At 68.9% G+C, this 20,197-nt stretch carries 19 protein-coding genes and 3 pseudogenes; 13 read left to right on the top strand and 9 right to left on the bottom strand.

The window, feature by feature from the left end:
- The 7 genes and pseudogenes from AQJ91_RS44765 to AQJ91_RS44745 form a co-directional block, all read left to right on the top strand.
- The coding region (locus tag AQJ91_RS44765; RefSeq protein WP_159054805.1) for a GNAT family N-acetyltransferase at positions 1–241 on the top strand (241 nt) is incomplete at its 5' end.
- A 594-nt stretch (positions 242–835) separates the two neighbouring features.
- Positions 836–1,042, top strand: coding sequence for a hypothetical protein (locus tag AQJ91_RS54170; RefSeq protein WP_159054804.1), 207 nt, complete (start codon positions 836–838; stop codon positions 1,040–1,042).
- A 273-nt stretch (positions 1,043–1,315) separates the two neighbouring features.
- Positions 1,316–1,588: pseudogene (locus AQJ91_RS51340) on the top strand (Scr1 family TA system antitoxin-like transcriptional regulator); the annotation flags it as partial.
- Positions 1,589–1,742: 154 nt separating this feature from the next.
- Positions 1,743–1,999, top strand: a pseudogene (locus AQJ91_RS44755) (Scr1 family TA system antitoxin-like transcriptional regulator); the annotation flags it as partial.
- Between the two features lie 47 nt (positions 2,000–2,046).
- Positions 2,047–2,208: pseudogene (locus AQJ91_RS51335) on the top strand (DUF397 domain-containing protein); the annotation flags it as partial.
- Positions 2,209–2,278: 70 nt separating this feature from the next.
- Positions 2,279–2,611 (top strand): GNAT family N-acetyltransferase, encoded by a 333-nt coding sequence (locus AQJ91_RS44750; protein WP_067034872.1) that lies wholly within the window; start codon positions 2,279–2,281, stop codon positions 2,609–2,611.
- Between the two features lie 187 nt (positions 2,612–2,798).
- Positions 2,799–3,443, top strand: coding sequence for a hypothetical protein (locus AQJ91_RS44745; protein ID WP_234383412.1), 645 nt, complete (start codon positions 2,799–2,801; stop codon positions 3,441–3,443).
- Positions 3,444–3,567: 124 nt separating this feature from the next.
- Here the strand turns inward: AQJ91_RS44745 and AQJ91_RS44740 are convergent, their stop codons facing one another.
- The 4 genes from AQJ91_RS44740 to AQJ91_RS44725 form a co-directional block, all read right to left on the bottom strand.
- Positions 3,568–5,022 (bottom strand): aldehyde dehydrogenase family protein, encoded by a 1,455-nt coding sequence (locus AQJ91_RS44740; protein WP_067034866.1) that lies wholly within the window; start codon positions 5,020–5,022, stop codon positions 3,568–3,570.
- Positions 5,019–6,749, bottom strand: a complete 1,731-nt coding sequence (locus AQJ91_RS44735) for an N-acyl-D-amino-acid deacylase family protein (RefSeq protein ID WP_067034864.1) — start codon at positions 6,747–6,749, stop codon at positions 5,019–5,021. The genes AQJ91_RS44740 and AQJ91_RS44735 overlap by 4 nt, the downstream gene beginning before the upstream one ends.
- 119 nt (positions 6,750–6,868) lie before the next feature.
- Positions 6,869–7,987: an LLM class flavin-dependent oxidoreductase gene (locus tag AQJ91_RS44730; protein WP_079085677.1), complete on the bottom strand. Its 1,119-nt coding sequence runs from the start codon at positions 7,985–7,987 to the stop codon at positions 6,869–6,871.
- A gap of 100 nt (positions 7,988–8,087) precedes the next feature.
- Positions 8,088–8,858, bottom strand: a complete 771-nt coding sequence (locus AQJ91_RS44725) for an SDR family NAD(P)-dependent oxidoreductase (protein ID WP_067034861.1) — start codon at positions 8,856–8,858, stop codon at positions 8,088–8,090.
- 197 nt (positions 8,859–9,055) lie between these two features.
- Here AQJ91_RS44725 and AQJ91_RS44720 point away from each other — a divergent pair, with 197 nt between their 5' ends.
- The gene (locus AQJ91_RS44720; RefSeq protein ID WP_067034858.1) at positions 9,056–9,799 is read left to right on the top strand and encodes a hypothetical protein; all 744 of its coding nucleotides are present in this window, start codon (positions 9,056–9,058) and stop codon (positions 9,797–9,799) included.
- Positions 9,800–9,859: 60 nt separating this feature from the next.
- The gene (locus AQJ91_RS44715) at positions 9,860–10,651 is read left to right on the top strand and encodes a hypothetical protein (RefSeq protein WP_067034855.1); all 792 of its coding nucleotides are present in this window, start codon (positions 9,860–9,862) and stop codon (positions 10,649–10,651) included.
- Between the two features lie 16 nt (positions 10,652–10,667).
- Here the strand turns inward: AQJ91_RS44715 and AQJ91_RS44710 are convergent, their stop codons facing one another.
- The 4 genes from AQJ91_RS44710 to AQJ91_RS44695 form a co-directional block, all read right to left on the bottom strand.
- On the bottom strand, positions 10,668–11,303 hold the full coding sequence (locus AQJ91_RS44710) for a response regulator transcription factor (RefSeq protein WP_067034853.1): 636 nt from the start codon (positions 11,301–11,303) through the stop codon (positions 10,668–10,670).
- 106 nt (positions 11,304–11,409) lie between these two features.
- A complete protein-coding gene (locus tag AQJ91_RS44705) occupies positions 11,410–12,234 on the bottom strand; it encodes a hypothetical protein (RefSeq protein WP_067034850.1) in 825 nt (274 codons plus the stop codon).
- Positions 12,235–12,543: 309 nt separating this feature from the next.
- Positions 12,544–13,470, bottom strand: coding sequence for a TIGR03619 family F420-dependent LLM class oxidoreductase (locus AQJ91_RS44700; protein WP_079085676.1), 927 nt, complete (start codon positions 13,468–13,470; stop codon positions 12,544–12,546).
- Positions 13,467–14,699, bottom strand: coding sequence for an amidohydrolase family protein (locus AQJ91_RS44695; RefSeq protein ID WP_199848193.1), 1,233 nt, complete (start codon positions 14,697–14,699; stop codon positions 13,467–13,469). Before AQJ91_RS44695 ends, AQJ91_RS44700 begins: the two co-directional genes overlap by 4 nt.
- 188 nt (positions 14,700–14,887) lie before the next feature.
- On the opposite strand from AQJ91_RS44695, the gene AQJ91_RS44690 reads away from it, so the two are divergent.
- The gene (locus AQJ91_RS44690; RefSeq protein ID WP_079085675.1) at positions 14,888–17,881 is read left to right on the top strand and encodes an SARP-family global regulator AfsR; all 2,994 of its coding nucleotides are present in this window, start codon (positions 14,888–14,890) and stop codon (positions 17,879–17,881) included.
- A gap of 230 nt (positions 17,882–18,111) precedes the next feature.
- The gene (locus tag AQJ91_RS54955; protein WP_199848192.1) at positions 18,112–18,285 is read left to right on the top strand and encodes a hypothetical protein; all 174 of its coding nucleotides are present in this window, start codon (positions 18,112–18,114) and stop codon (positions 18,283–18,285) included.
- Between the two features lie 131 nt (positions 18,286–18,416).
- Here the strand turns inward: AQJ91_RS54955 and AQJ91_RS54950 are convergent, their stop codons facing one another.
- Entirely contained in the window at positions 18,417–18,947 is a 531-nt protein-coding gene (locus tag AQJ91_RS54950) for an ATP-binding protein (protein WP_324618058.1), read from the bottom strand.
- 174 nt (positions 18,948–19,121) lie between these two features.
- Between AQJ91_RS54950 and AQJ91_RS44680 the strand changes: the two genes are divergently transcribed.
- Both AQJ91_RS44680 and AQJ91_RS44675 read left to right on the top strand, forming a co-directional pair.
- The gene (locus tag AQJ91_RS44680; protein ID WP_067034837.1) at positions 19,122–19,973 is read left to right on the top strand and encodes a helix-turn-helix domain-containing protein; all 852 of its coding nucleotides are present in this window, start codon (positions 19,122–19,124) and stop codon (positions 19,971–19,973) included.
- Positions 19,954–20,157: a DUF397 domain-containing protein gene (locus AQJ91_RS44675; RefSeq protein WP_067034835.1), complete on the top strand. Its 204-nt coding sequence runs from the start codon at positions 19,954–19,956 to the stop codon at positions 20,155–20,157. The genes AQJ91_RS44680 and AQJ91_RS44675 overlap by 20 nt, the downstream gene beginning before the upstream one ends.
- Positions 20,158–20,197 lie beyond the last annotated feature (40 nt).

Here is a 20,197-nt window from a genome sequence, read left to right as displayed (position 1 = left end):
CGCTGCATGCCCGCGGACTGGCGAGTGGGACGGCGGAGTTCATGCCTTCATCCTCGACACGGTGGTTGCTCAGCAGTACCGGGGGAAAGAGGTCGGCGCCGCGCTGATCGCCACGGCGGCCGAAGAGGCCCGCGCGGCCTATTGCAAATGGCTGCACGTCGACTTCGAGGAGGACTTGAGCCCGTTCTACTTCGACGCCTGCGGCTTCAAGAAGACAACGGCGGGGCTGATCGCCCTGTAACTCGGCAGACCGGTCACCCAGTTCAGCGCAGGGCCTCGATCGCCCCCAAGACCAAGGCCTGCGCTGTGCCGACCCAGAGCTTGAAGCTCGATTAGGGCCTGTGTGATGTCGTGATCAATCGCCTGTTTGTAAGAGATCTTCGAGCCAGATCATTGAGGCACGGAGTTCGAGGCCGGCCAGGTAGCTCTCGGGCGTCTTGTCGAAACGTGTGGCGATGCCGCACCAGTCCTTCAACTGCGCGCGTGCCAACGGCGCACTGGTCGGAGAGTCGGAACTCGGTGTCGGCGGTGATGTCTTCGTGGGTCTTCGAAGTTAAGCGGTGCGCGAGAAGCGGTGGCGCCGGTGCGGTGACTCGCGAGAATGTGACACCCGGCGCTGAAGTGTCACATCCTCGCGAGCGAAGACCACAGAGGCAGGCACCGGCACAGAGCCGTACCGCCTAACTTCGAAGACCCGTCTTCGTGGCCAACGTGTCGGGCGAACCGGTCAATACACGGATGGCGAGTGGTGATACACATCTCTCGGGAGGGAACATGAAAAAATCTCGCTGAAGGGGAACTCTCGGTAGGTGGCCAGCTACTCCTGCTGTTCGGCATGGGAGCCTTCTTCCTGGCGGTTGGTGTCTGGTTCCTGGCCAACGCGACGAAACCCCAGGTGCTGAACGCGATGCGCTCGATGTCGGGGGCCTCTCCTCGCGGGGAAAAAAAGACACGGATCCTGTCGCGCCTCTTGGGCGTGGTATTCACCGCCGCCGGCACAGGCGCAGTCATCGGAGGCTGCGTGCTCGCGATCCGCTCATGAGCATCCCCGCCGTCCAGGGGAAGAGCACCATTCGAGCCGCTCTCGGACGGTGACCGCGCAGACATTGAACGGCTATTCTGAGCGATGGGGCCCGCAGCGCCCCCCTCGGCTTCTCAGGACGGGCCCGGCACATCACGGCTCAAGAGTGCCCTCGTCTCCCTGGGCCCGTTCACAGCGGCACTCGTCGCCTACAAGGGCCTTCACGACTATGCGTTGCCCGAGGCCTGGTTCAGCGCATCCATCCGCAGGTACTTGTTCGCCGGTCTCTGCGCACTGGGTGCGGACCATGCGTTCGTCGAAGCCCTGGTCGGCGTGGCCACCGACAAGACGTTCGGCTGGTGGGAGTCGTACCGCGAGGTGCTGCCGTCAGGACTCCTCGACCTCGCTGAACTGGAGCACCACGCCACCGCCGTACGCACCGCGTACACCTCGCACATGCCGGGGCTGCTCCAGACCGCCGACCACGCGCGCGAGATCTTCCAGCACGTCATCCCCGCTTCCACGCCGCCCGAAGTCGAGCATCGCGTCTCGCATCGGATCAAACGGGGTCTTCGAACTTGAGCGGTGCGCCCCTGTTGGTCGGCGTCCGCCCCCAGGGCCCTCGTAAGCCGGGGATGTGACACTCCCGCGGAAACTGTCACGTCCTCGCGGCTTACCAGTCGGCGCCCGGCGTCCGCGCACCGCTCAACTTCGAAGACCCATCAAACGGCAGGGAGTGCTGTACGGGGCCAACCCGACTCCGTACCGAACCGTCGTGCATGAGGCGGCCCTGCACATGCGCGTCGGCGGCCGCAGCGTGGCTCGCGCTCAGTTGCAGCATCTGCTCGACATGAGCGAACCGGAGCACATCACCATCCGCGTACTCCCGTTCGGCGTCGGCGCGTTCCCCGGGTCCGGCCAGTCCATCAACTACCTGCACGGCCCATGCCGCAGCTCGACACCGCGCAACTGGACCAGTTCCCTCTAAGGGAGCCGAGATGTCCCCGCGCTGATGGCAGAAGTCGTCCTACTGCCAGGAAGGCGACGCCTGCGTCCACATATCCGCCGCCTCCACCACCACCATCCACCTCACCGAAAGCGCCGACCCGACCCAAGCCGTCCTCACCACCAGCCCCACCACCTTCGGCGCCCTGCTCGACACGCTGAATTCACCCGAGAGGCCATGACTCGCCACTCTCAAGGTCGTTCAGCCCGGCCTCAGGAGCTCTGGGCGCACTCACCCCCTACGATCACGACGTGCCGATCACATACGAGTGGCGAAGCGACTTCGACAACGCGGCCCTCAACGCCCTACATGCCCAAGGCTTCGGCCATCCGCCTGACCAGACGAACTGGCGAGCACGACTGGAGCGGCACAGTCTCGGCTGGCATGCCTTCATCCTCGACACGGTGGTGGCTCAGCAGTACCGGGGGAAAGGAGTCGGCGCCGCGCTGATCGCCACGGCGGCCGAAGAGGCCCGCGCGGCCTATTGCGAATGGCTGCACGTCGACTTCGAGGAGGACTTGACCCCGTTCTACTTCGACGCCTGTGGGTTCAAGAAGACGACGGCGGGGCTGATCGCTCTGTAAACGTCCCCCGCGTCAGATCGTCCGGTCCGATACCGAAGGGCTGTCCCGCAAAGATCGGCTGGTGTGCCCGGCATCAAGGGCACGGAGCCTCGGCGGCATGATGTGCTCCGTGATGAACAGTGCAGACCTGCATCCTGCCCGGATACCGGGTTACGACGGTGGTCCCCTCACGCACCAGGCCGGGCTCTTGGACGAGCCCCTGTTCTGGCTGGGGCACCTCTACTCGTGCGCCCAGAGCGAGGAGGCCGAAGAACTGCTGTTCGGCGCGGACCACGACGCGGCCGGCGACTTTCAGCGGCGGCTGTGGGAGCGGGCCGAGTGGCCGGCATTCACTGTTCCGCTCGCCGCTGATCACCGTCTTCACGTGATCTACCGGACCGTCGCGGACGACACCGGCACCGACTACCTCCTCCATCACCCCGACTGGGACCAGGCTGAGCTCCTTGCCCGGGACGACGGGCACTTCATGGGACCGGGCCTTTCATGGCCCGAGCTCGTGACGGCCGCGGACAACGCGCTGCCCGGCGGCAGCACCAACGATCCCCACGCCCGCCTGCTGCTCCTGCTGCCTGCGTTTGGCGACGACGAGGTACCCGACGATGCTGTGGGTCGCCTGACGGTTGCGCTACAAGCCCGAACCGGCGTGGAAGAACCCGAGTCCCTCGCCTCTGCGCTCCTGGAGGATCAAGGGGCTCCAGGCCCCACGCGCTGGACGACTTCTGGGCGCGGTTTCTCTGTCAACGACGGCGAGTACTCCTTCCGTAACCCGGCCAACCGATTCGCACTGTCAGCCGATCGCCTGGCCCGGGTGGCCACCGCGCTGGCACCATGACCCGCGCACGCCAATTTCCACCGGCGAAGGTGTCCGTGCCCACGTCCACGCCCAGCCTGCTCGCCGTCTTCGCCCACCCCGACGACGAGTCCCTGTCAGCCGGTGGTCGGGAACGGGAACGGGGTCACCCCGGCCACACGATCGACTGCACCTCGCCGTACGCGTGCAGGGCATACGAACCGCAGTCCCGGCCCACCCCGCTCCTGCGGAACCCACCGAACGGGGCCTCCATGTTCCGTCCCACGGTGTTGATCCCGACCCCGCCGGCCCGCAGCCGCCGCGCCACCCGGAAGGCGCGGGCGACGTCCGCCGACCAGACGTAGTCGATGAGGCCGTAGTCGGTGTCGTTGGCGAGGGTGATGCCCTCGTCCTCGTCGGAGAAGGGGGTGACCGTCACCACCGGCCCGAAGATCTCCTCCCGGGCCACCCGCATGTCGTTGGTGCAGTCGGCAAGGAGGGTGGGCGCCACATAGAAACCCCGGTCGGACGACGGCCGTTCGCCGCCCGCTACGACCACCGCCCCCTCCTTCCGCCCGAGTTCGACGTACGACTCCACCCGGTCCCGGTGCGCCGCCGAGATCACCGGCCCCACCACCGTGTCCTGCTCCCTCGGGTCCCCCACCTTCAACCGGCCCGCGTACGCGGCCAGTTGCTCCACGATCCGGTCGTAGACCCCCCTCTGCGCCAGCACCCGCGTCGGCGCCGTACAGATCTGCCCGCTGTAGAAGGAGAACGTGCTCCCGATCCCGGCGACCGCCGCCCCGAGGTCCGCGTCGTCGAAGACGACCGCCGCGCCCTTCCCGCCCAGCTCCATCAGCTGCCGTTTCATCCCGCGCCCGCACACCTCGGCGATGCGCTGCCCGACCGCGGTGGAGCCGGTGAAGCTCACCATGTCGACGTCGGGGGACGCCACGGCCGCCTCGCCGACCTCGACCGAGGTGCCGGAGACGACGTTCACGACCCCGGCCGGCGCGCCCGCGGCCTCCAAGGCCTCCGCCATCTGGTAGACGGACAGGGGGTCCTGCGGAGCCGGCTTCACGACCACGGTGTTTCCCATGGCCAGCGCGGGCGCGATCTTGCCGGCCGGGTTGGCCCAGGGGTTGTTGTATGAAGTGATGCAGGTGACGACCCCGGCGGGCTGCCGTACGGCAAGGGCGCCCATGACCCCCGCCCTCCCCATCGGCCCGGCCTCGTTGATCTGCGGCGCGATGGGCCACTCAGCGGGCTCCACGCGCGCGTACCGCCGGAAACGTGCGGCGCCCACGCCGACCTGCATCCCGCGCGCGGTCCCGGTGGTCGCCCCGGTCTCGGCCTGGGCGAGTTCGGCGTACGGCACGAGCCGCTCCCGCACGATGTCCGCTGCCCGCGCCAGCACCGCCGCCCGCTCCTCCGGCGTCGTACGCGACCACCGCCCGAAGGCCTCGCGGGCCGCGGCACAGGCCGCGTGCACCTGATCCCGCGAGGCCTCCGGTGCCCACCCGACGGTCTCCTCGGTCGCCGGATCGACGACGGCGTAGTGCCCGCCGTCCGGCTCGACCCAGGCACCGCCGACGAACAGCCGCTGCCCGCCGTCCGTCACCGTGTGCTCACCGTCCTCGTGTCCCGCCCGGACCGCAGCACCTTCCCCGGTACGGCGCCCGTCACCACGTCGTCCCGGATCGCCTCGACCCCGTTGACCCACACGGCCCGCACCCCGATCGCCCTGGAGTCCAGCCGCGGGCTGTCACCCGGCAGGTCGTGCACCAGGGTGGCGGTACCCGCCTCGATCCGCTCCGGGTCGAAGAGCACCAGGTCGGCACGGAAGCCCTCCTGCACACGCCCCCGCTCCCGCAGCCCGAAGAGCTGAGCGGGATCGTCGGTCAGCATCTTCACGGCCTGCTCGAGACCGACGAGCTTCCGCCCCCGCAGACAGTCACCGATGAACCGGGTCGTGTACGGCGCCCCGCACATGCGGTCCAGATGCGCCCCCGCGTCCGACCCGCCGAGCAGGACGTCCTCGTGCTGCCAGGTCTCGGCGCGCAGCGCCCAGGACGCCGGGTCGTTGTCGGTGGGCATGGGCCACAGCACCGTACGCAGCTCGTCAGCGGCGCAGATCTCGACCAGGCACTGGAAGGGCTCCTGCCCGCGCTCCGCGGCGATGTCCTCCACGACCCGCCCGGTCAGCCCCCGGTTCGCCTCGCTGTACGTGTCGCCGATGACGTACCGCCCGAAGTTCGTCAGCCGCCGGAAGACACCGGCCTCCCTGGACCCGGCGCGCCGCAGCATCTCGGCCCGTACGTCCGCGTCCCGCAGCTCGGCGATCCGCTCCGGCACGGGCAGGCCGAGGATCGGACCCCACCCGGGGATGAGGTTGAGCGCGCAGAACGTGCCGAGCGACATGTTCATGGGCGTGAGGATCGGCATGGTGAGGGCGACGACCCGCCCGCCCGCCTTGCGGGCCTGCTCACTGGCGAACAACTGCCGGGGCACCCGCTCGGGAACGGCCGAGTCGATGGTCAGGACGTTCCAGTTGAGCGGCCGTCCGGCCGCCGCGCTCATCTCCACGAACAGCTCGATCTCGTCATCACTGAACTGATCGAGACACCCCGCGACGATCGCCTCGATCTGCGTCCCCTCGTGCTCCCCGACGGCCTTGGAGAGGGCCAGCAACTCGGCGGGCCCGGCATGCCGGGAGGCAACCGGCTGCCCGTCGCCGTCGGAGTGCGTGGACGACTGGGTGGTGGAGAAACCCCAGGCGCCGGCGTCCATGGCGTCGTGGAACAGGCGAAGCATCTCCCACAACTGCGCGTCGCTCGGCTGCCCGCCGATGGCATCCGCCCCCATCACATACCGCCGCAGCGCACAGTGCCCCACCATGAACCCCGCGTTGACGGCGATCCGCCCCTCAAGGGCGTCCAGATACTCCCCGAAGCCGTGCCAGCTCCAGGGCGCCCCCTCCTCCAACGCGACCAGCGACATGCCCTCGACCTTGGACATCATGCGGCGGGTGTAGTCGGCGTCGTCGGGCCGGGCCGGGTTCAGCGGTGCGAGGGTGAACCCACAGTTGCCGGCGGCGACGGTGGTCACGCCGTGGTTGAGGGAGGGGGTGGCGTACGGGTCCCAGAAGAGCTGGGCGTCGTAGTGGGTGTGCGGATCGACGAACCCGGGGGCGAGGACGAGCCCGGTCGCATCCTCGCTGGTCCGGGCTTCTTCAGTGATGATCCCGATAGCGGCGATACGTCCGTCCCGGATTCCGACGTCGGCGACGTACCCGGGCGCGCCCGTCCCGTCAACGACGGTCGCGCCTTTGATGACGTGATCAAGCATGCCGTTGCCTCCTCAAGTCCCGGTTGCGTGGTGTTCTTGGGGGCGCGGGGCTGTGCCGATATGCGGCTCCGCCGCGTGGGCGCGACCAGCCACACACAACCCCCACCCGCCAACACCCCTCAGCCAGCCCTCCGGAACCGCGTAGTCCGATGCACAGGATCCGTATCGATCTTCGGAATCACGTGCTCCCCGATCAACCGAATCGTCTGCAGCGTCTCCTCCTTCGGCACTCCCACCGGCAACCCGAAGCTCAACTGATCCGCCCCGGCCTGCTCCCACCGCTTGCACTGCTGGAACACTTCGTCCGGATCCCCGCAGATCAACAGCTCCTCCTCGATGAGGAGCTCGACGAACTCGGCGGTGTACTCCGGCAGCGTCTCCGGCCACACCGGAAACCCCTCGGGCCGCGGGAACGTGTCGTGGTACCGGAAGACAAGCGAGGGCAGATAGTGCAGCCCCCCGCTGACAGCGATCCGGATCGCCTCGTCGTGTGTCGGCGCACAGATCGCCGTCGTCGTCACCATGACGTTGTCGTTGACGAAGTCCCCGATGGGCTCGGCCTCGACGACAGCGGTCTTGTACTGCTCGAGCACCCACTCCATGTCGGCGACCTTCTGCACACTGAACCCGAGCACGCCCAGTCCCTTGCGCGCGGCCATGGCGTACGACGGCGGCGACCCGGCGGCGTACCACATCGCGGGGTGCGACCTGCCGTACGGCTTGGGCAGGATCTTCCGCGGCGGCAGCGACCAGTGCTTGCCCTGGAAGCCGGCGTACTCGTCCTGGAGCCACATCTTGGGGAACTCGGCGATGGTCTCTTCCCAGATCTCCTTGGTGTGGTTCATGTCGGTGATGCCGGGGAGGAAGCCGAGGATCTCGTGCGAGCCCGCCCCCCGCCCGCTCCCGAACTCGAAGCGGTTCTCGGTGAGATGGTCGAGCATGGCGACCTTCTCGGCGACCTTCACGGGGTGGTTGACCTGGGCGAGCGGGTTGAAGATGCCCGATCCCAGGTGGATCCGCTCCGTCGCGTGTGCCAGGTAGCCGAGGAAGACGTCGTTCGCGGAGAGGTGCGAGTACTCCTCCAGGAAGTGGTGCTCGGACGCCCAGGCGTACTTGAAGCCGGACTTGTCCGCCTGGATGACGTACTCGGTCTCCTCCATCAGCGCCTTGTGTTCGGCCAGCGGGTCGGTCTCGGCGCGTTTGCCCACGTATCCCTGTACAAAGAGCCCGAATTCCAAGGAGGTTCACCGTCCCCAGTCGGTTTCCTGACGTACCGTCAGATTCATCTGCCGCCGACTGTGGCACCGGCCGCAGGCACCGTCAATAGCTGACGGGCAGTCAGACCACGGCGACCCCCGCCAGCCACCCCCCGTCGATCACGAACGGCTGCCCGGTGATGTACGAGGAGTCGTCGGAGGTGAGGAAGAGTGCAAGCTTCGCCACCTCCTCCGGTTTCCCGATCCGTCCGAGCGGCACGAGCTTGCGGTACAGCCCGTCGAGAGCCTGCGACATCGCCTCGGCGTCCGCGGCCGGGTCCAGCTGGGCCGGGTTGGACATGGCGGTGTCGATGGCGCCGGGACACATGGCGTTGACGCGGATGTGCCGCTGGGCGAGTTCCAGGGCGGCGACGCGGGTGAGGCCGAGGATGGCGTGCTTGGTGGCGGCGTACGCCCCGACGGCCGCCATGCCGGTCACCGCGGTGTACGAGGCGGTGTTGACGATCGTGCCGCCGTCCGCCATCCGGGGCGCGACCGTCCTGACGCCGAGGAAGCAGCCGACCTGGTTGACCTGGACGACCTGCATGAACTCGTCGAGGGGCGTGTCGACGAGGGAGTTGAAGCGCAGGATGCCGGCGTTGTTGACCAGCCCGTCGATACGGCCGTACGTGTCCATGGCCGCGGACACGGCGGCCTGCCAGTCACTCTCCCGGCCCACGTCGAGGTGGACGTACCGCGCGCCGATCTCCTTCGCGAGGTCCTCGCCCTGGTCGTCGAGGACGTCGGCGACGACGACCTCGGCACCCTCCGCCCTGAACAGCCGGGCCTCCTGCTCGCCCTGACCGCGCGCGGCGCCTGTGACGAGGATGACACGTCCGTCGAGCTTGCCCATGGGGACTCCCTTCGCGGTGTGTTGACCGAGGTCAGCGTACCTCCGTACCTGACGAAGCGTCAGATAAAGGAAGGATGCTTGCGTCTGCAATCTCAAGTGACCGACGAGTAGGGATATTTGACCCTGTCGACGCCCTGTGCGGGACCCCAATACTCCTCAGTCGGAAGGTAAAGGCAATCTCAAGGAGAGAGCAGGGCATGGGCAAGAGGAGCTTCAGGAACAGGAAGGTCCGATACGTCGCGATCGGGGCATCGCTCGCGACCGGCGCGGCCGTCGTCACCGTGCTGCTGCCGTCGGCCAACGCCGCCGAGGAGAAGACGCCGGAGCAGATCATGAGGTTGTGCGAAAGGGCGAAGGTACTCAACGGTAAAGAGCAGGACATCTTCGATTTCGGTGGCCATCCGATTGCCGGCCCCAGTTTCGAGTCCGACAACTGTGATTTCGTCGAGACGAAGTTCGAGACCTTCGACGGCCCCACGGAGAAGGTCACCATCGACTTCCCGAACTGCGAGCCGAACGCCACCGAACCGTCGAAGGTGACCACCGAGTTCTCGAAGGCGGTGGGCCAGGGCCAGGGCAAGTACACCGCGACCCAGCAGGGCGCCCTCGGCGGTCTCTTCGGAGCCCTGAGCGGCGGCTGGGTGAAGCACAAAGGCACGCTGGACATGACCATCAAGACGGCCACCGCCAGCGAGTCCGAACAGCGGGAAGTCCCCGTCGGCAAGGTCCTGCACGTGACGTTCACGCCGAAGATGCAGCGCATGACCGGCGAATGGCGGGTGCGTATCGACGCCAATCCCGGGAGCTTCGCCGTGAACCCCTCCCCCGAGCAGAACTTCGTGGCGCCGGACGTCGTCGAGGGTCCGGTCATCCGGCCGGGAGCCGCGGGCGCGCCCGGGCTCGTGGACGGCACCACCAAGGCCGTACTCGAGGACTGCTGACCCGCTCGAACCGGATGACCTGGCACTTCGCCCCCACAACCCCTGTACAGGAGACACTCCATGACACGCGCCGGCCGCAGCGGAAGCCACCGGAGCAAGAAGAAGCGCATCACCCTCGCCCTGGCGCCGGTCGCCGCCCTCGGACTGGCCGTCCCGCTGATGTACAGCGCGGGCGCCGCAACCCCCGACGAGGTGGCCACCGACTGCCGTACGGACTCGGACACGTTGGAGAACTGCGAGTTCGTCCCCGTCCAGCACAAGGCCAACAGCCTCGGCCCCAACGAACGGGTCACCACGGTGACCGACAACTGCGGAATCAGCTCCGCGGCGACGAAGACCTTCAGCGGCACGGCGTCCGTGACACGCGTCATTCAGCTGGAGGACGGCTTCAACACGGACGGCAGCACGAAGCTGGGGAACTCGGTCTTCGAGATCGGCGTCAAATTCGCCACGCAGGAATTCAACATCAAGCGTGACGACACCACGTCCTCGTTCTCCTTCAGCAGAAGCGACACGGTGAAGGCGGACCACATCGCCTTCTTCATGTGGTCCCACAAGCGCACCGACGTGAGCGGATTCCTGCGCGCCACCTACAAGGAGGCGCAGGACGGCCAGACCGTGTTCTTCTCCCCCAGCGAGGGAGCCGCCACCGTTCACGTCTTCTATCCGCAGATCCTGACGAACGGCACTCCCGACGGCCGCCTCTGGCTGCGCAATGTGAAGTGCGGAACTCCCCAGGCCGCCGGGCTCCAGAACTCCACACGCGCCCTCAGGACGGAACCTGGATTCGGCGAGGGCGGTGAGAACGTCACCGACGTGGAAATCCCGCTGTCGGAGATTCAGGCGCAGTAGACAGAGCAGTCTGTTCTCAGGTGCGAAGCACGGGCGCGGCTCCCAGCCACCTCAGGACCGCGTCCGTGCTCCCCCGGGCATCGAGCTTGGCGTAGATGTTGCTGAGGTTGTTGCGGACGGTCTTCTCGCTCAGCCGTAAGCGCAGGCCGATCTCCTGTGCGCCGAGACCGGTCGACAGCAGCTCCATGATCTGCCGCTCGCGGGGCGAGAGCAGCGCCCGCAGCCGCTCCATGGCCGCCTCCGCCGTGGACAGTTGCCGGGCCCCCTCCCGCAGGGCCGCGCACGCCGCCGGGGACAGATAGGTGTGCCCGACGGTGGCGCCGACGACGGCCGAGGAGAGCATGCAGGTGCAGTAGTCCCCCTCGACCAGATATCCGGCCCCGCCGCGGAACACCTCGACGATGGTCCTGGTGTCCCGGCCAGGGCTGATCACGATCACCGGAATCCCGCCGGTCGCCCCCAACTCACTTAGCCCCTCCGCCGGTTCCTCGCACCGCAGCACGACGACATCCACGTCCTCGGGCACCCGGAAAGGCGGGTCCAGGCGCACGACCCGGCCCACGTACCGGTCGTCCGGGGCCGGCCAGTCGTCGTGCGGCCACTCGCCCTCCGTACAAGCGAGGGCGACGGAGATTCGCTGGGAGGATCGCACAGCACGTGTCCTTCCGCCGGAGCCATGACGTCCGTACGTCCGTACATACGGGAACCGGCGTGGACATGTTCAAAACTTCAAAGAGGGGCAGGAACCTCAGGGAGGGTCAGTCGCACTCGCTCCCGGCGGACCGGTCCTTCTTCCGGAACGTCATTTTCGGCGTTCCGTCCTTCTTGAGTTCATCGGCAACGCCGTCGATGTAGTTGCCGTACGAGTAAATCCGGTCATAACCGCGGCCTCGCCAGGTATTGACGTCCACCACGTCCGCACGCTTTCCGGTCGGGTTCCAGGTATAGGACTCGACCTTGAAGACCGGATTCACACGCACCACGCGTTTCGTGGGGCTTGCCTCGATCCAGGCGGTCTTCCGGGGGCCGATGTCGATCAAATCAGTGTGGGAGACGCCCACCGAATCCGCGATGGCCCAGGAATAGCTGTAGTTCGCCTCGGCCGATACGCCGAACCAGCTGCCGATGGAGGCCGTGGCGCTGGTGGAACCGCCCACGGTGTGGGTGTACGACGTCGAGGTCGAGTAGTCGCGGGCCAGCATCAGCTGGTAGCCGCTGTCGGTGCAGTTGGTGCGGGTCTCACTGATGCGCCGCCAGTCGTCGCGGTAGGTCCAGCTGGCGGCCACGGGGTACTCGCAGCGGCCCTCGAAGCGCTCCCACCCCGGCTGCAGCGTCCACTTGCCGTCGTCCTTGTGCCACACCGGCGCCTTGCGCCAGGACGCGTGGTCACGGAGTTCGCCGGTCGCGATGTTGACGTACCAGTCCTGGTAGCCGGTGTCGCCGTCGGTGCCGCAGACACGCGACATCATCCGGTCGGTGTCCCAGGACTCCTGACCACGGATGTTGACGGCACCGCCGGGGCCGGCCTGGGCGGGCTGCGCCAGCGCGAGGCTCGCGACCGCGCTCACCAGGGCTGCGCCCACCGCCGTCACCCTGCGGGCACGAATCCGCGACCATAATGTGTTCTGCGTCACTCGATCTTTCCCTTTCGCCGCAGCCGAGGCTGCTCTCAAGCGGTGTACTGCCTCATTACCCGCCAGTAAGAAATATCGAGTTCCGCCCCCGAAGTGTCAAACTCCCAGGTCGAATATCACCAATCGAACGGAAACAGACATACGGCCTCCCCGGTTTTTGCCGCACATTCCTGACCCTGACCGGCGTGAATAACGGCCCGTCATCACGGGATCACATGTCCGGGGCCGGAGACGGCAACGGCGCACGGCGGCCCTTCGTTACCGTTCCGAGAGGTGCGGCCCCACCTCCGCGCCGAACGCGGCCATCTGGTCGGTGAGTTCAGCGCGCTCCCGGCTCCGGAACCGCACCTGGATCTGGTGCACGCCCATCGCCCGGTACACCCGCAGCGACTCGGCGAGCATCTCGGGGGCGCCACTGAGCGTGCGGCGCCCGACGTCCCAGCCCGGCTCACCCACGTACAGCGGCTCGGTGATCGCGCCCACCACGAAGGGCCGGTCCACCCCCGCCTCCTCCCGCAGCCGCCGCAGCCGGGCGATCTGCCCCGGCAGCCGGTCCCGCGGGTCCCCCTGCGGCAGCCACCCGTCGCCCTTGAGCGCGGCCCGCCGTACGGCGGCGGGCGAGGAGCCGCCGACCCAGAGGGGCAGGTGCGGCTGTGCGGGCCGGGGGCACTGCCCGAGGCCCTCGAAGTCATAGAGCTTGCCGTGGTGTTCGGGGAACTCGTCGGGCCCGAGGGCGGCGCGCAGGGCGTCGATGCTCTCGTCGAGCACGGACCCCCGCCGCTCGAAGTCCACCTCCAACGCCTCGAACTCCTCCCGCACATGTCCGGCCCCGACCCCGAGGATCAGGCGACCGCCCGACAGGTGATCGAGGGTGGCGTACTGCTTGGCGGTGAGCAGGGGATGCCGTAGCCCGACGACGGCGACATGGCTGAGCAGCCGGACGCGTTCGGTGGCGGCGGCGAGGAAGGCGAGGGTCGCGACGGGGTCGTACCAGACCGTGCTCATCGCGGCCGCGAGCCGGCGCGGGATGCCGACGTGGTCACAGCAGGCGAGGTAGGCGAAGCCGGCGCGGTCGGCGGTACGGGCGATGTCGAGCAGGTCGTCGGCCCCGGCACCGGCTTCCCAGCCCTCGGCGTAGATCGTGCTCTGGGACTGCACGGGGAGTTGGATGCCGTACTCGATCACCTCGGGCCGTCCCAGAGACCGTCAGGCGTGAGGCCCAGCAGCTCGATCGCGTTCCCCCGTACGATCCGCTCCACCACGTCGGCGTCCAGATGCCCCATCTGCGCCTCGCCGACCTCCCGGGACTTCGGCCAGGTGGAGTCGGAGTGCGGGTAGTCGGTCTCGTACAGCACGTTGCCGACCCCGATGGAATCCAGACTCCGCAGCCCGAAGGCGTCGTCGAAGAAGCAGCCGTAGACATGCTCGGCGAAGACCTCGGACGGCGGCCGGTGGACCTTGTCGGCGACACCGCCCCAGCCGCGGTTCTCCTCCCACACCACGTCGGCGCGTTCGAGGATGTAGGGGATCCAGCCGATCTGCCCCTCCGCGTACATGATTCTGAGGTTCGGGAAGCGCTCCAGCTTCCCGCTCATCAGCCAGTCGACCATCGAGAAGCAGCAGTTGGCGAAGGTGATGGTGGAGCCGACGGCGGGCGGGGCGTCGGCGGAGGTGGAGGGCATACGGCTGCTGGAGCCGATGTGCATGGCGATGACGGTGCCGGTCTCGTCGCAGGCGGCGAGGAAGGGGTCCCAGTCGTCGGTGTGGACGGAGGGCAGCCCGAGGTGCGGGGGTATCTCGGAGAAGGCGACGGCACGGACGCCGCGGGCGGCGTTGCGCCGGACCTCGGCTGCGGCGAGCTCGGCGTCCCAGAGGGGGATGAGGGTGAGCGGTATGAGCCGCCCGCGCGCGTCGGGCCCGCACCACTCCTCCACCATCCAGTCGTTGTAGGCCTGGACGCACAGGAGGCCCAGCTCGTGGTCCTCGGCCTCGGTGAAGGTCTGGCCGCAGAAGCGCGGGAAGGTCGGGAAGCAGAGGGCGGACTGGACGTGGTTGACGTCCATGTCGGCGAGGCGCTGCGGGACGTCGTACGACCCCGGCCGCATCTGCTCGTACGTGATGACCTCGAGCTTGATCTCGTCCCTGCTGTAGCCGACGGCGGTGTCGAGCCGGGTGATCGGCCGGTGCAGATCCTCGTAGACCCACCAGTCACCCACAGGCCCGTCATCCCCTTCCCGGCCCATCACGGGCTTGAAGCGGCCGCCGAGGAAGGTCATCTCCTTCAGTGGGGCGCGGACGATGCGCGGCCCGGTGTCGAGGTACTTCTTCGGAAGCCGGTCCTGCCACACATGAGCGGGCTCCACGGTGTGGTCGTCGACCGAGATGATCAGCGGAAACGTCGCTTGGGTGTCCATGTGGGCCACGGTAGCGCCGATCTGACGGTCCGTCAGCTATGTGGGTCGGGGCTTCTGGATGGGGAGAGGGAGTGAGGGCACTGTGATTTCCCGCGCGTCCACCTGTGAGCGGTGTCTCCCACGGCTGACGCATCTGCCGTGAACAAGGCAAACTGGCAGGGTTGTTCAGGGAACCTAGGGGGACGGCGATGAACGGTGGAGCGCAGGTGCCGGAGGCCTCGGCCGACAGCGGCTCCGCCGCCGGGCGTGTGCCGGCGCAGAGGCGTCCCGGCTCGCAGGAGCCGGCGGCGTTGCGCTTCGGCGTGCTCGGTCCGGTGCGTGCCTGGCGGGGTGCGGAGCCGCTCAGCACCGGCTCCCCCCAGCAGCGCGCCCTGCTCGCGGCCCTGCTGCTGCGCGAGGGCCGGACGGCGACCGCGCACGAGCTGATCGACGCCCTGTGGGGCGACGAACCGCCGTCCCAGGCGCTGGCGGCGGTCCGCACGTACGCGTCCCGGCTGCGCAAGATCCTGGACGCCGGCGTCCTGGTCAGCGAGTCCGGCGGGTACGCGGTGCGCGGACTGGCCGACGGTGCGCTGGACGTGGCGGTGGCGCAGGACCTGGCGGCCGAGGCGGAGAAGGCGCGGAACGCCGGGAAACTGTGCCAGGCGCGCGACGCCCTGGCCCGCGCCCTGTCCCTGTGGGACGGGGAGGTGCTGGCCGGCGTACCGGGCCCGTACGCGGAGGCGCAGCGCGTCCGCCTGGAGGAGTGGCGGCTCCAACTCCTGGAATCCCGCCTCCACATGGACCTGGAGCAGGGCTGCCACGCAGAGGCGGTGTCGGAACTGACGGCGCTGACGGCGGCCCACCCCCTGCGTGAACGCCTGCGCGAGCTGCTGATGCTGGCGCTGTACCGCAGCGGACGGCAGGCGGAGGCCCTGGCGGTCTACGCCGACACCCGCCGCCTCCTGGCAGACGAGCTGGGTGTGGACCCGCGTCCGGGACTCCGCGAGCTCCAGCAGCGCATCCTCCAGGCGGATCCCGGCCTGGCCGAACCGTCGTCCCCCAGGTCCGAACCGGCCCCGGCCCCGGTCCGGCCCGCCCAACTCCCGGCGACGGTCCCGGACTTCACCGGCCGCGCATCCTTCGTGGCGGAACTGAGCGCGGTCCTGGCCTCCGCGGAGGGCCGCGTGATGGCGGTCTCGGCGCTGGCGGGCATCGGAGGCGTCGGCAAGACCACCCTCGCGGTCCACATCGCCCACCAGACCCGGACGGCCTTCCCCGACGGCCAGTTGTACGTCGACCTCCAGGGCGCGGGCCCGCGGGCGGCGGAACCGGAGACGGTGCTCGGCTCCTTCCTCCGCGCCCTGGGCACCGCGGACTCGGCGATCCCGGACTCCCTGGAGGAACGCTCGGCGCTGTACCGCTCGGTCCTGGACGGCCGCCGGGTGCTGGTCCTGCTGGACAACGCGAAGGACGCGGCACAGGTACGCCCGCTGCTGCCGGGCATGGAGGGCTGCGCGGCCCTCGTCACCTCGCGGGTGCGCATGGTGGACCTCGCCGGGGCGCATCTGGTCGACCTGGACGTGATGTCACCGGACGAGGCGCTGTCGCTGTTCACGAAGATCGTGGGCCGGGAACGGGTGGCCTCGGAGCGGGAGGCGGCCCTGGACGTGGTCGCGGCGTGCGGCTTCCTGCCCCTCGCGATCCGTATCGCGGCGTCCCGCCTGGCGGCCCGGCGCACCTGGACGGTCTCGGTCCTGGCGGCGAAGCTCGCCGACGAACGCCGCCGCCTGGACGAACTCCAGGCCGGCGACCTGGCGGTGAAGGCGACCTTCGAACTCGGCTACGGCGCCCTGGAGCCGGCCCAGGCACGGGCGTTCCGGCTGCTGGGCCTGGCGGACGGCCCGGACATCTCCCTGGCCGCGGCCGCGGCCGTGCTGGATCTGCCGGTGGAGGACGCGGAGGACCTGCTGGAGTCCCTCGTCGACACGTCCCTCCTGGAGTCGGCGGCGCCCGGCCGCTACCGCTACCACGATCTGGTCCGGCTCTACGCGCGTGCGTGCGCCGAACGGGACGAGCATCCGCCGGGTGAGCGGGAGGCGGCGATGTCGCGGCTGCTGGACTTCTGTCTGGCGACGGCGGCCGGGGTCTACGCGATCGAGCGGCCGGGGGACCGGCTGGTGGATCATCTGACCGCCACGGAACACCCGGGCCTGGTGTTCGCCCACCGCAGCGCCGCGCGGGACTGGCTCTACACCGAGGCGAACTGCCTGCTGGCGCTGGCCCGCCAGTCCGCCGGCCGGCCGGGCACCCTGCGGCGGGCCATCGACCTGCTGTGGGCCGCGCTCGACATCTCGGAGTCGGGCGCCAACTCCAGGGAGTACGAGGCCACGGCGAGGGCCCTGCTGGAGGCCGCACGACAGGTCGACGTACCGCGGGTCGAAGCCCGCGCCCTGATGACGCTGGCCCATGCGCACGTCGACGGCGGGCGCTTCGACATGGCCGACCAGGAGGCCGAACAGGTCATCCGCCTCGCCGAGGAGGCCGACGACCTGCTGCCCGTCTGCTGGGCCCGTAACGCGCGCGGCATCATCGCGCTGTACCAGAGCCGCAACGCGGACGGTGAGGAGCACCTCTCCCAGGCCATCCAGCACTTCCGCACGCTGGGCGACCGCCCGGGCGAGGCCAGCGCGTTGTGCAACCTGTCCCGTATCCATCTGGCCACCGGACGGACCCAGAGCGCGGTCGCCCTGGCCCGGCAGGGCATAGACATCTACGACGCCATGGGGAACTCCATGCGCGGCGCGAACGGACGCTACGCACTGGGCATGGCGCTCACCCAGAGCAACCAGCGCGATTCCGCCGCGGACCGGCTGCACGAAGCGCTGGAGGTCTTCCGCGACAGCCGCCAGCGACTGTGGGAGGGCATGACCCTGTTCCGCCTGGCCGAGGTCGACCTCGCCGCACGGCGCTCCGCCAACGCGGCCACCAACGCCGAGATGGCCCTCACCGTGCTGCGCGGCATCGGAGGCGAGTGGCGACGCGGCAACGTCCTCACGGTCCTGGGGCACGCCCTCACCGGCATCGGGCAGACCGATCGCGCCCAGGTGTGCTGGCACGAGGCGCTCCGCATCTACGAGGAGCTGGGCTCTCCGGAGGCCACGGCCGTACGCGCGTTGCTGAGTCCGGTACAAGCGGCCTGACGGCGGGCGGGGGGGCGAGGGCTCTGCCGAGCCGTTCATCATTCGTTTATCGCCTCACGCCACTCTTATCTCAGTCGATCCGTCGCGTCGGGGGGCAGACGGGTCACTGGAAAAGGCCCTCGCACTGACGAACTAATGTGAGCGGCCCAGGAGGCCCGCCCGGCCATCCTCGGGGGAATGACCGGGCGGGCCTCGCCGATCCACTGACGGACACCAAGGGGAGCAAGGACATGAGCGACGAGACGGTCATCAAGCCGCAGGACATGCACGCCACCGGCACGACGGACACCGAGGCCGCGGCCGCCGACGGCGAGGCGACCACGGAGGACATGCACGCCACGTCGGAGCCCATCACGACGAAGGACATGCACGCCACGTCGGAGCCCTTCAAGCCGACGAAGTAAGCCTTCTCGCACGGGGATCGGCCGCGGCGGCGCGGAGGGGGAGCCGCCGCGGCCGAAGTACGTCGGGCGAGCCGAGGAACAGCTCGGATGCGCACTCCCCGCCGATCTGCGCGAGCCGCTGCTGTCACCGCTCACTCCGCCTCCGCCAGCTCGCACCACACCGTCTTGCCCACCACCGCCTGCTCCACACCCCATCGCAGCGCCACCGCGTCGAGCAGGGCGATACCCCGCCCGGCCTCGTCGTCACCCGTGGCGTGCCGGAGCACGGGCAGGGCTCGCGCATCCGGATCGCCGACCTCGACACGGACCCTGCCGCCGCCCACGCGAGCCACCCGCACACGGACCGGCGTCCCTTCCCCCACATGCCGGATCACGTTGGCGACGAGCTCGGTGACGCACAGCTGGACGTCGGCGCAGGGTGCCCCCAGATGCAGACGTACCGCACGGCGGAGATCGGGGACCGCCTCGGGGACGGCCAGGAGGCCGAGGTCGAGGCCTCCCCGCAGCACCGCCGTGAGCTTGCGCGCCGTCACGGTGTTGCAGTTGCCGAGCGCGACGAGGCCGACCGGGGGTGCGTACGTGCCCGCGAAGCTCGGCAGATCGGCGCGGAGGGAGGGGAGCGTGATGCCGTGGGCGGCGAGGGCCGTGCGGAGGTCGGTCACGCAGTGGTCCACGTCAGCCGCGTGGGAAACGGCGGTGTGAGGCTGGGGGTCGTGCATGAGGCGGCGCCTTCCTGTGCGCTCTGTGACGAATCACTCACACAGTGGCGTGATGTTGCGTACCGTAAAAGGAGATTCGACTGCGCAAGCGCAACTGGCAAACGGCGGTGATGAGTTGTGCCCCCACGTAAGGACCCCGACGCATCGGCGAACGTCCCCTCCTTCTACGGCGCCGAGTTGCGCTACAAGAGGGAGCTGGCGGGTCTGACGCTGGAGCAACTGGCGGACGGCAGCTTCCGTGGCATCCCCTTTCTGAGCCAGATCGAGCGCGGTGAGCGGCGCATGCCGCTGGACCTGGCTCGGCATGTGGACCAGGTGCTGGGGACGGACGGGTTTTTCGAACGGCGCTGTGAAGACGCGCGGAAGGCACGGCAGTCGGGACACGCGGAGTACTTCGCGGACGCGGCGGAGATGGAACAGCACGCGGAGACGATCGAGGACTGGGCACCGATGATCGTGCCCGGCCTGCTGCAGACGGCGCCCTACACGCGGGCGATCGTACGAGCGGCCATGCCCCGAGCCTCGGACAGGGAGGTCGAGGAGAAGGTGGGCGCCCGGATGGGACGGGCCGAGCTCTTCACCTCGGAGAACCCGCCCAAGTTCTGGGCGATCCTCGACGAGTCCCTGATCCGCCGCGCCGCCCTTCCCCCCGAGGAGATGGCGGAACTGCTGGAGCACATCGCGGGGGTGATCCGGACCACGCACTCCCTTCTGCAGATCGTCCCGGAAACCTCCGCCGCTCACCCGTTCATGATGGGGATGACGAGGATCATGACCTTCGCGGACGCTCCTCCCGTGGTGTACACCGAGAGCCTGCACAGCGGCCAACTCATCGACTATCCGGCGCTCGTGAAGCAGTACCGGGAGTCGTACGATCTGCTCAGGGCCGTCGCAATGCCGCCTGAGGCGTCCCTGTCGATGATCGAGGCTGCGGCAGAGGACTATCGAAATGGCAAGCCACGAGATTGACTTCGGCGCCGCCCAGTGGCGCAAGAGCAGCTACAGCAACGGCACCGGCGGCGAGTGCGTCGAGGTCGCCCCCGACCTCCCCGCCACCGTCCCGGTCCGCGACTCGAAGCAGGCCGGCGCAGGCCCCGTACTCCGCTTCCGGCCCTCCACCTGGGCCGCTTTCCTCGCCTCCGTGAAGGCCTGAACCCGCACTCCCCCACCACGAAACCCGCCGACTGGTTATC

This window comes from Streptomyces dysideae (assembly GCF_001514305.1).
Lineage (GTDB): Bacteria > Actinomycetota > Actinomycetes > Streptomycetales > Streptomycetaceae > Streptomyces > Streptomyces dysideae.
This window is presented reverse-complemented; position numbering and strand designations above follow the sequence as displayed.

Coding starts and splice junctions, on each gene's coding strand:
- AQJ91_RS54170 (WP_159054804.1), top strand. CDS start 836: ATGGGAGCCTTCTTCCTGGCGGTTGGTGTCTGGTTCCTGGCCAACGCG.
- AQJ91_RS44735 (WP_067034864.1), bottom strand. CDS start 6,749: ATGCTTGATCACGTCATCAAAGGCGCGACCGTCGTTGACGGGACGGGC.
- AQJ91_RS44725 (WP_067034861.1), bottom strand. CDS start 8,858: ATGGGCAAGCTCGACGGACGTGTCATCCTCGTCACAGGCGCCGCGCGC.
- AQJ91_RS44720 (WP_067034858.1), top strand. CDS start 9,056: ATGGGCAAGAGGAGCTTCAGGAACAGGAAGGTCCGATACGTCGCGATC.
- AQJ91_RS44715 (WP_067034855.1), top strand. CDS start 9,860: ATGACACGCGCCGGCCGCAGCGGAAGCCACCGGAGCAAGAAGAAGCGC.
- AQJ91_RS44695 (WP_199848193.1), bottom strand. CDS start 14,699: ATGGACACCCAAGCGACGTTTCCGCTGATCATCTCGGTCGACGACCAC.
- AQJ91_RS44690 (WP_079085675.1), top strand. CDS start 14,888: ATGAACGGTGGAGCGCAGGTGCCGGAGGCCTCGGCCGACAGCGGCTCC.
- AQJ91_RS54955 (WP_199848192.1), top strand. CDS start 18,112: ATGAGCGACGAGACGGTCATCAAGCCGCAGGACATGCACGCCACCGGC.
- AQJ91_RS44675 (WP_067034835.1), top strand. CDS start 19,954: ATGGCAAGCCACGAGATTGACTTCGGCGCCGCCCAGTGGCGCAAGAGC.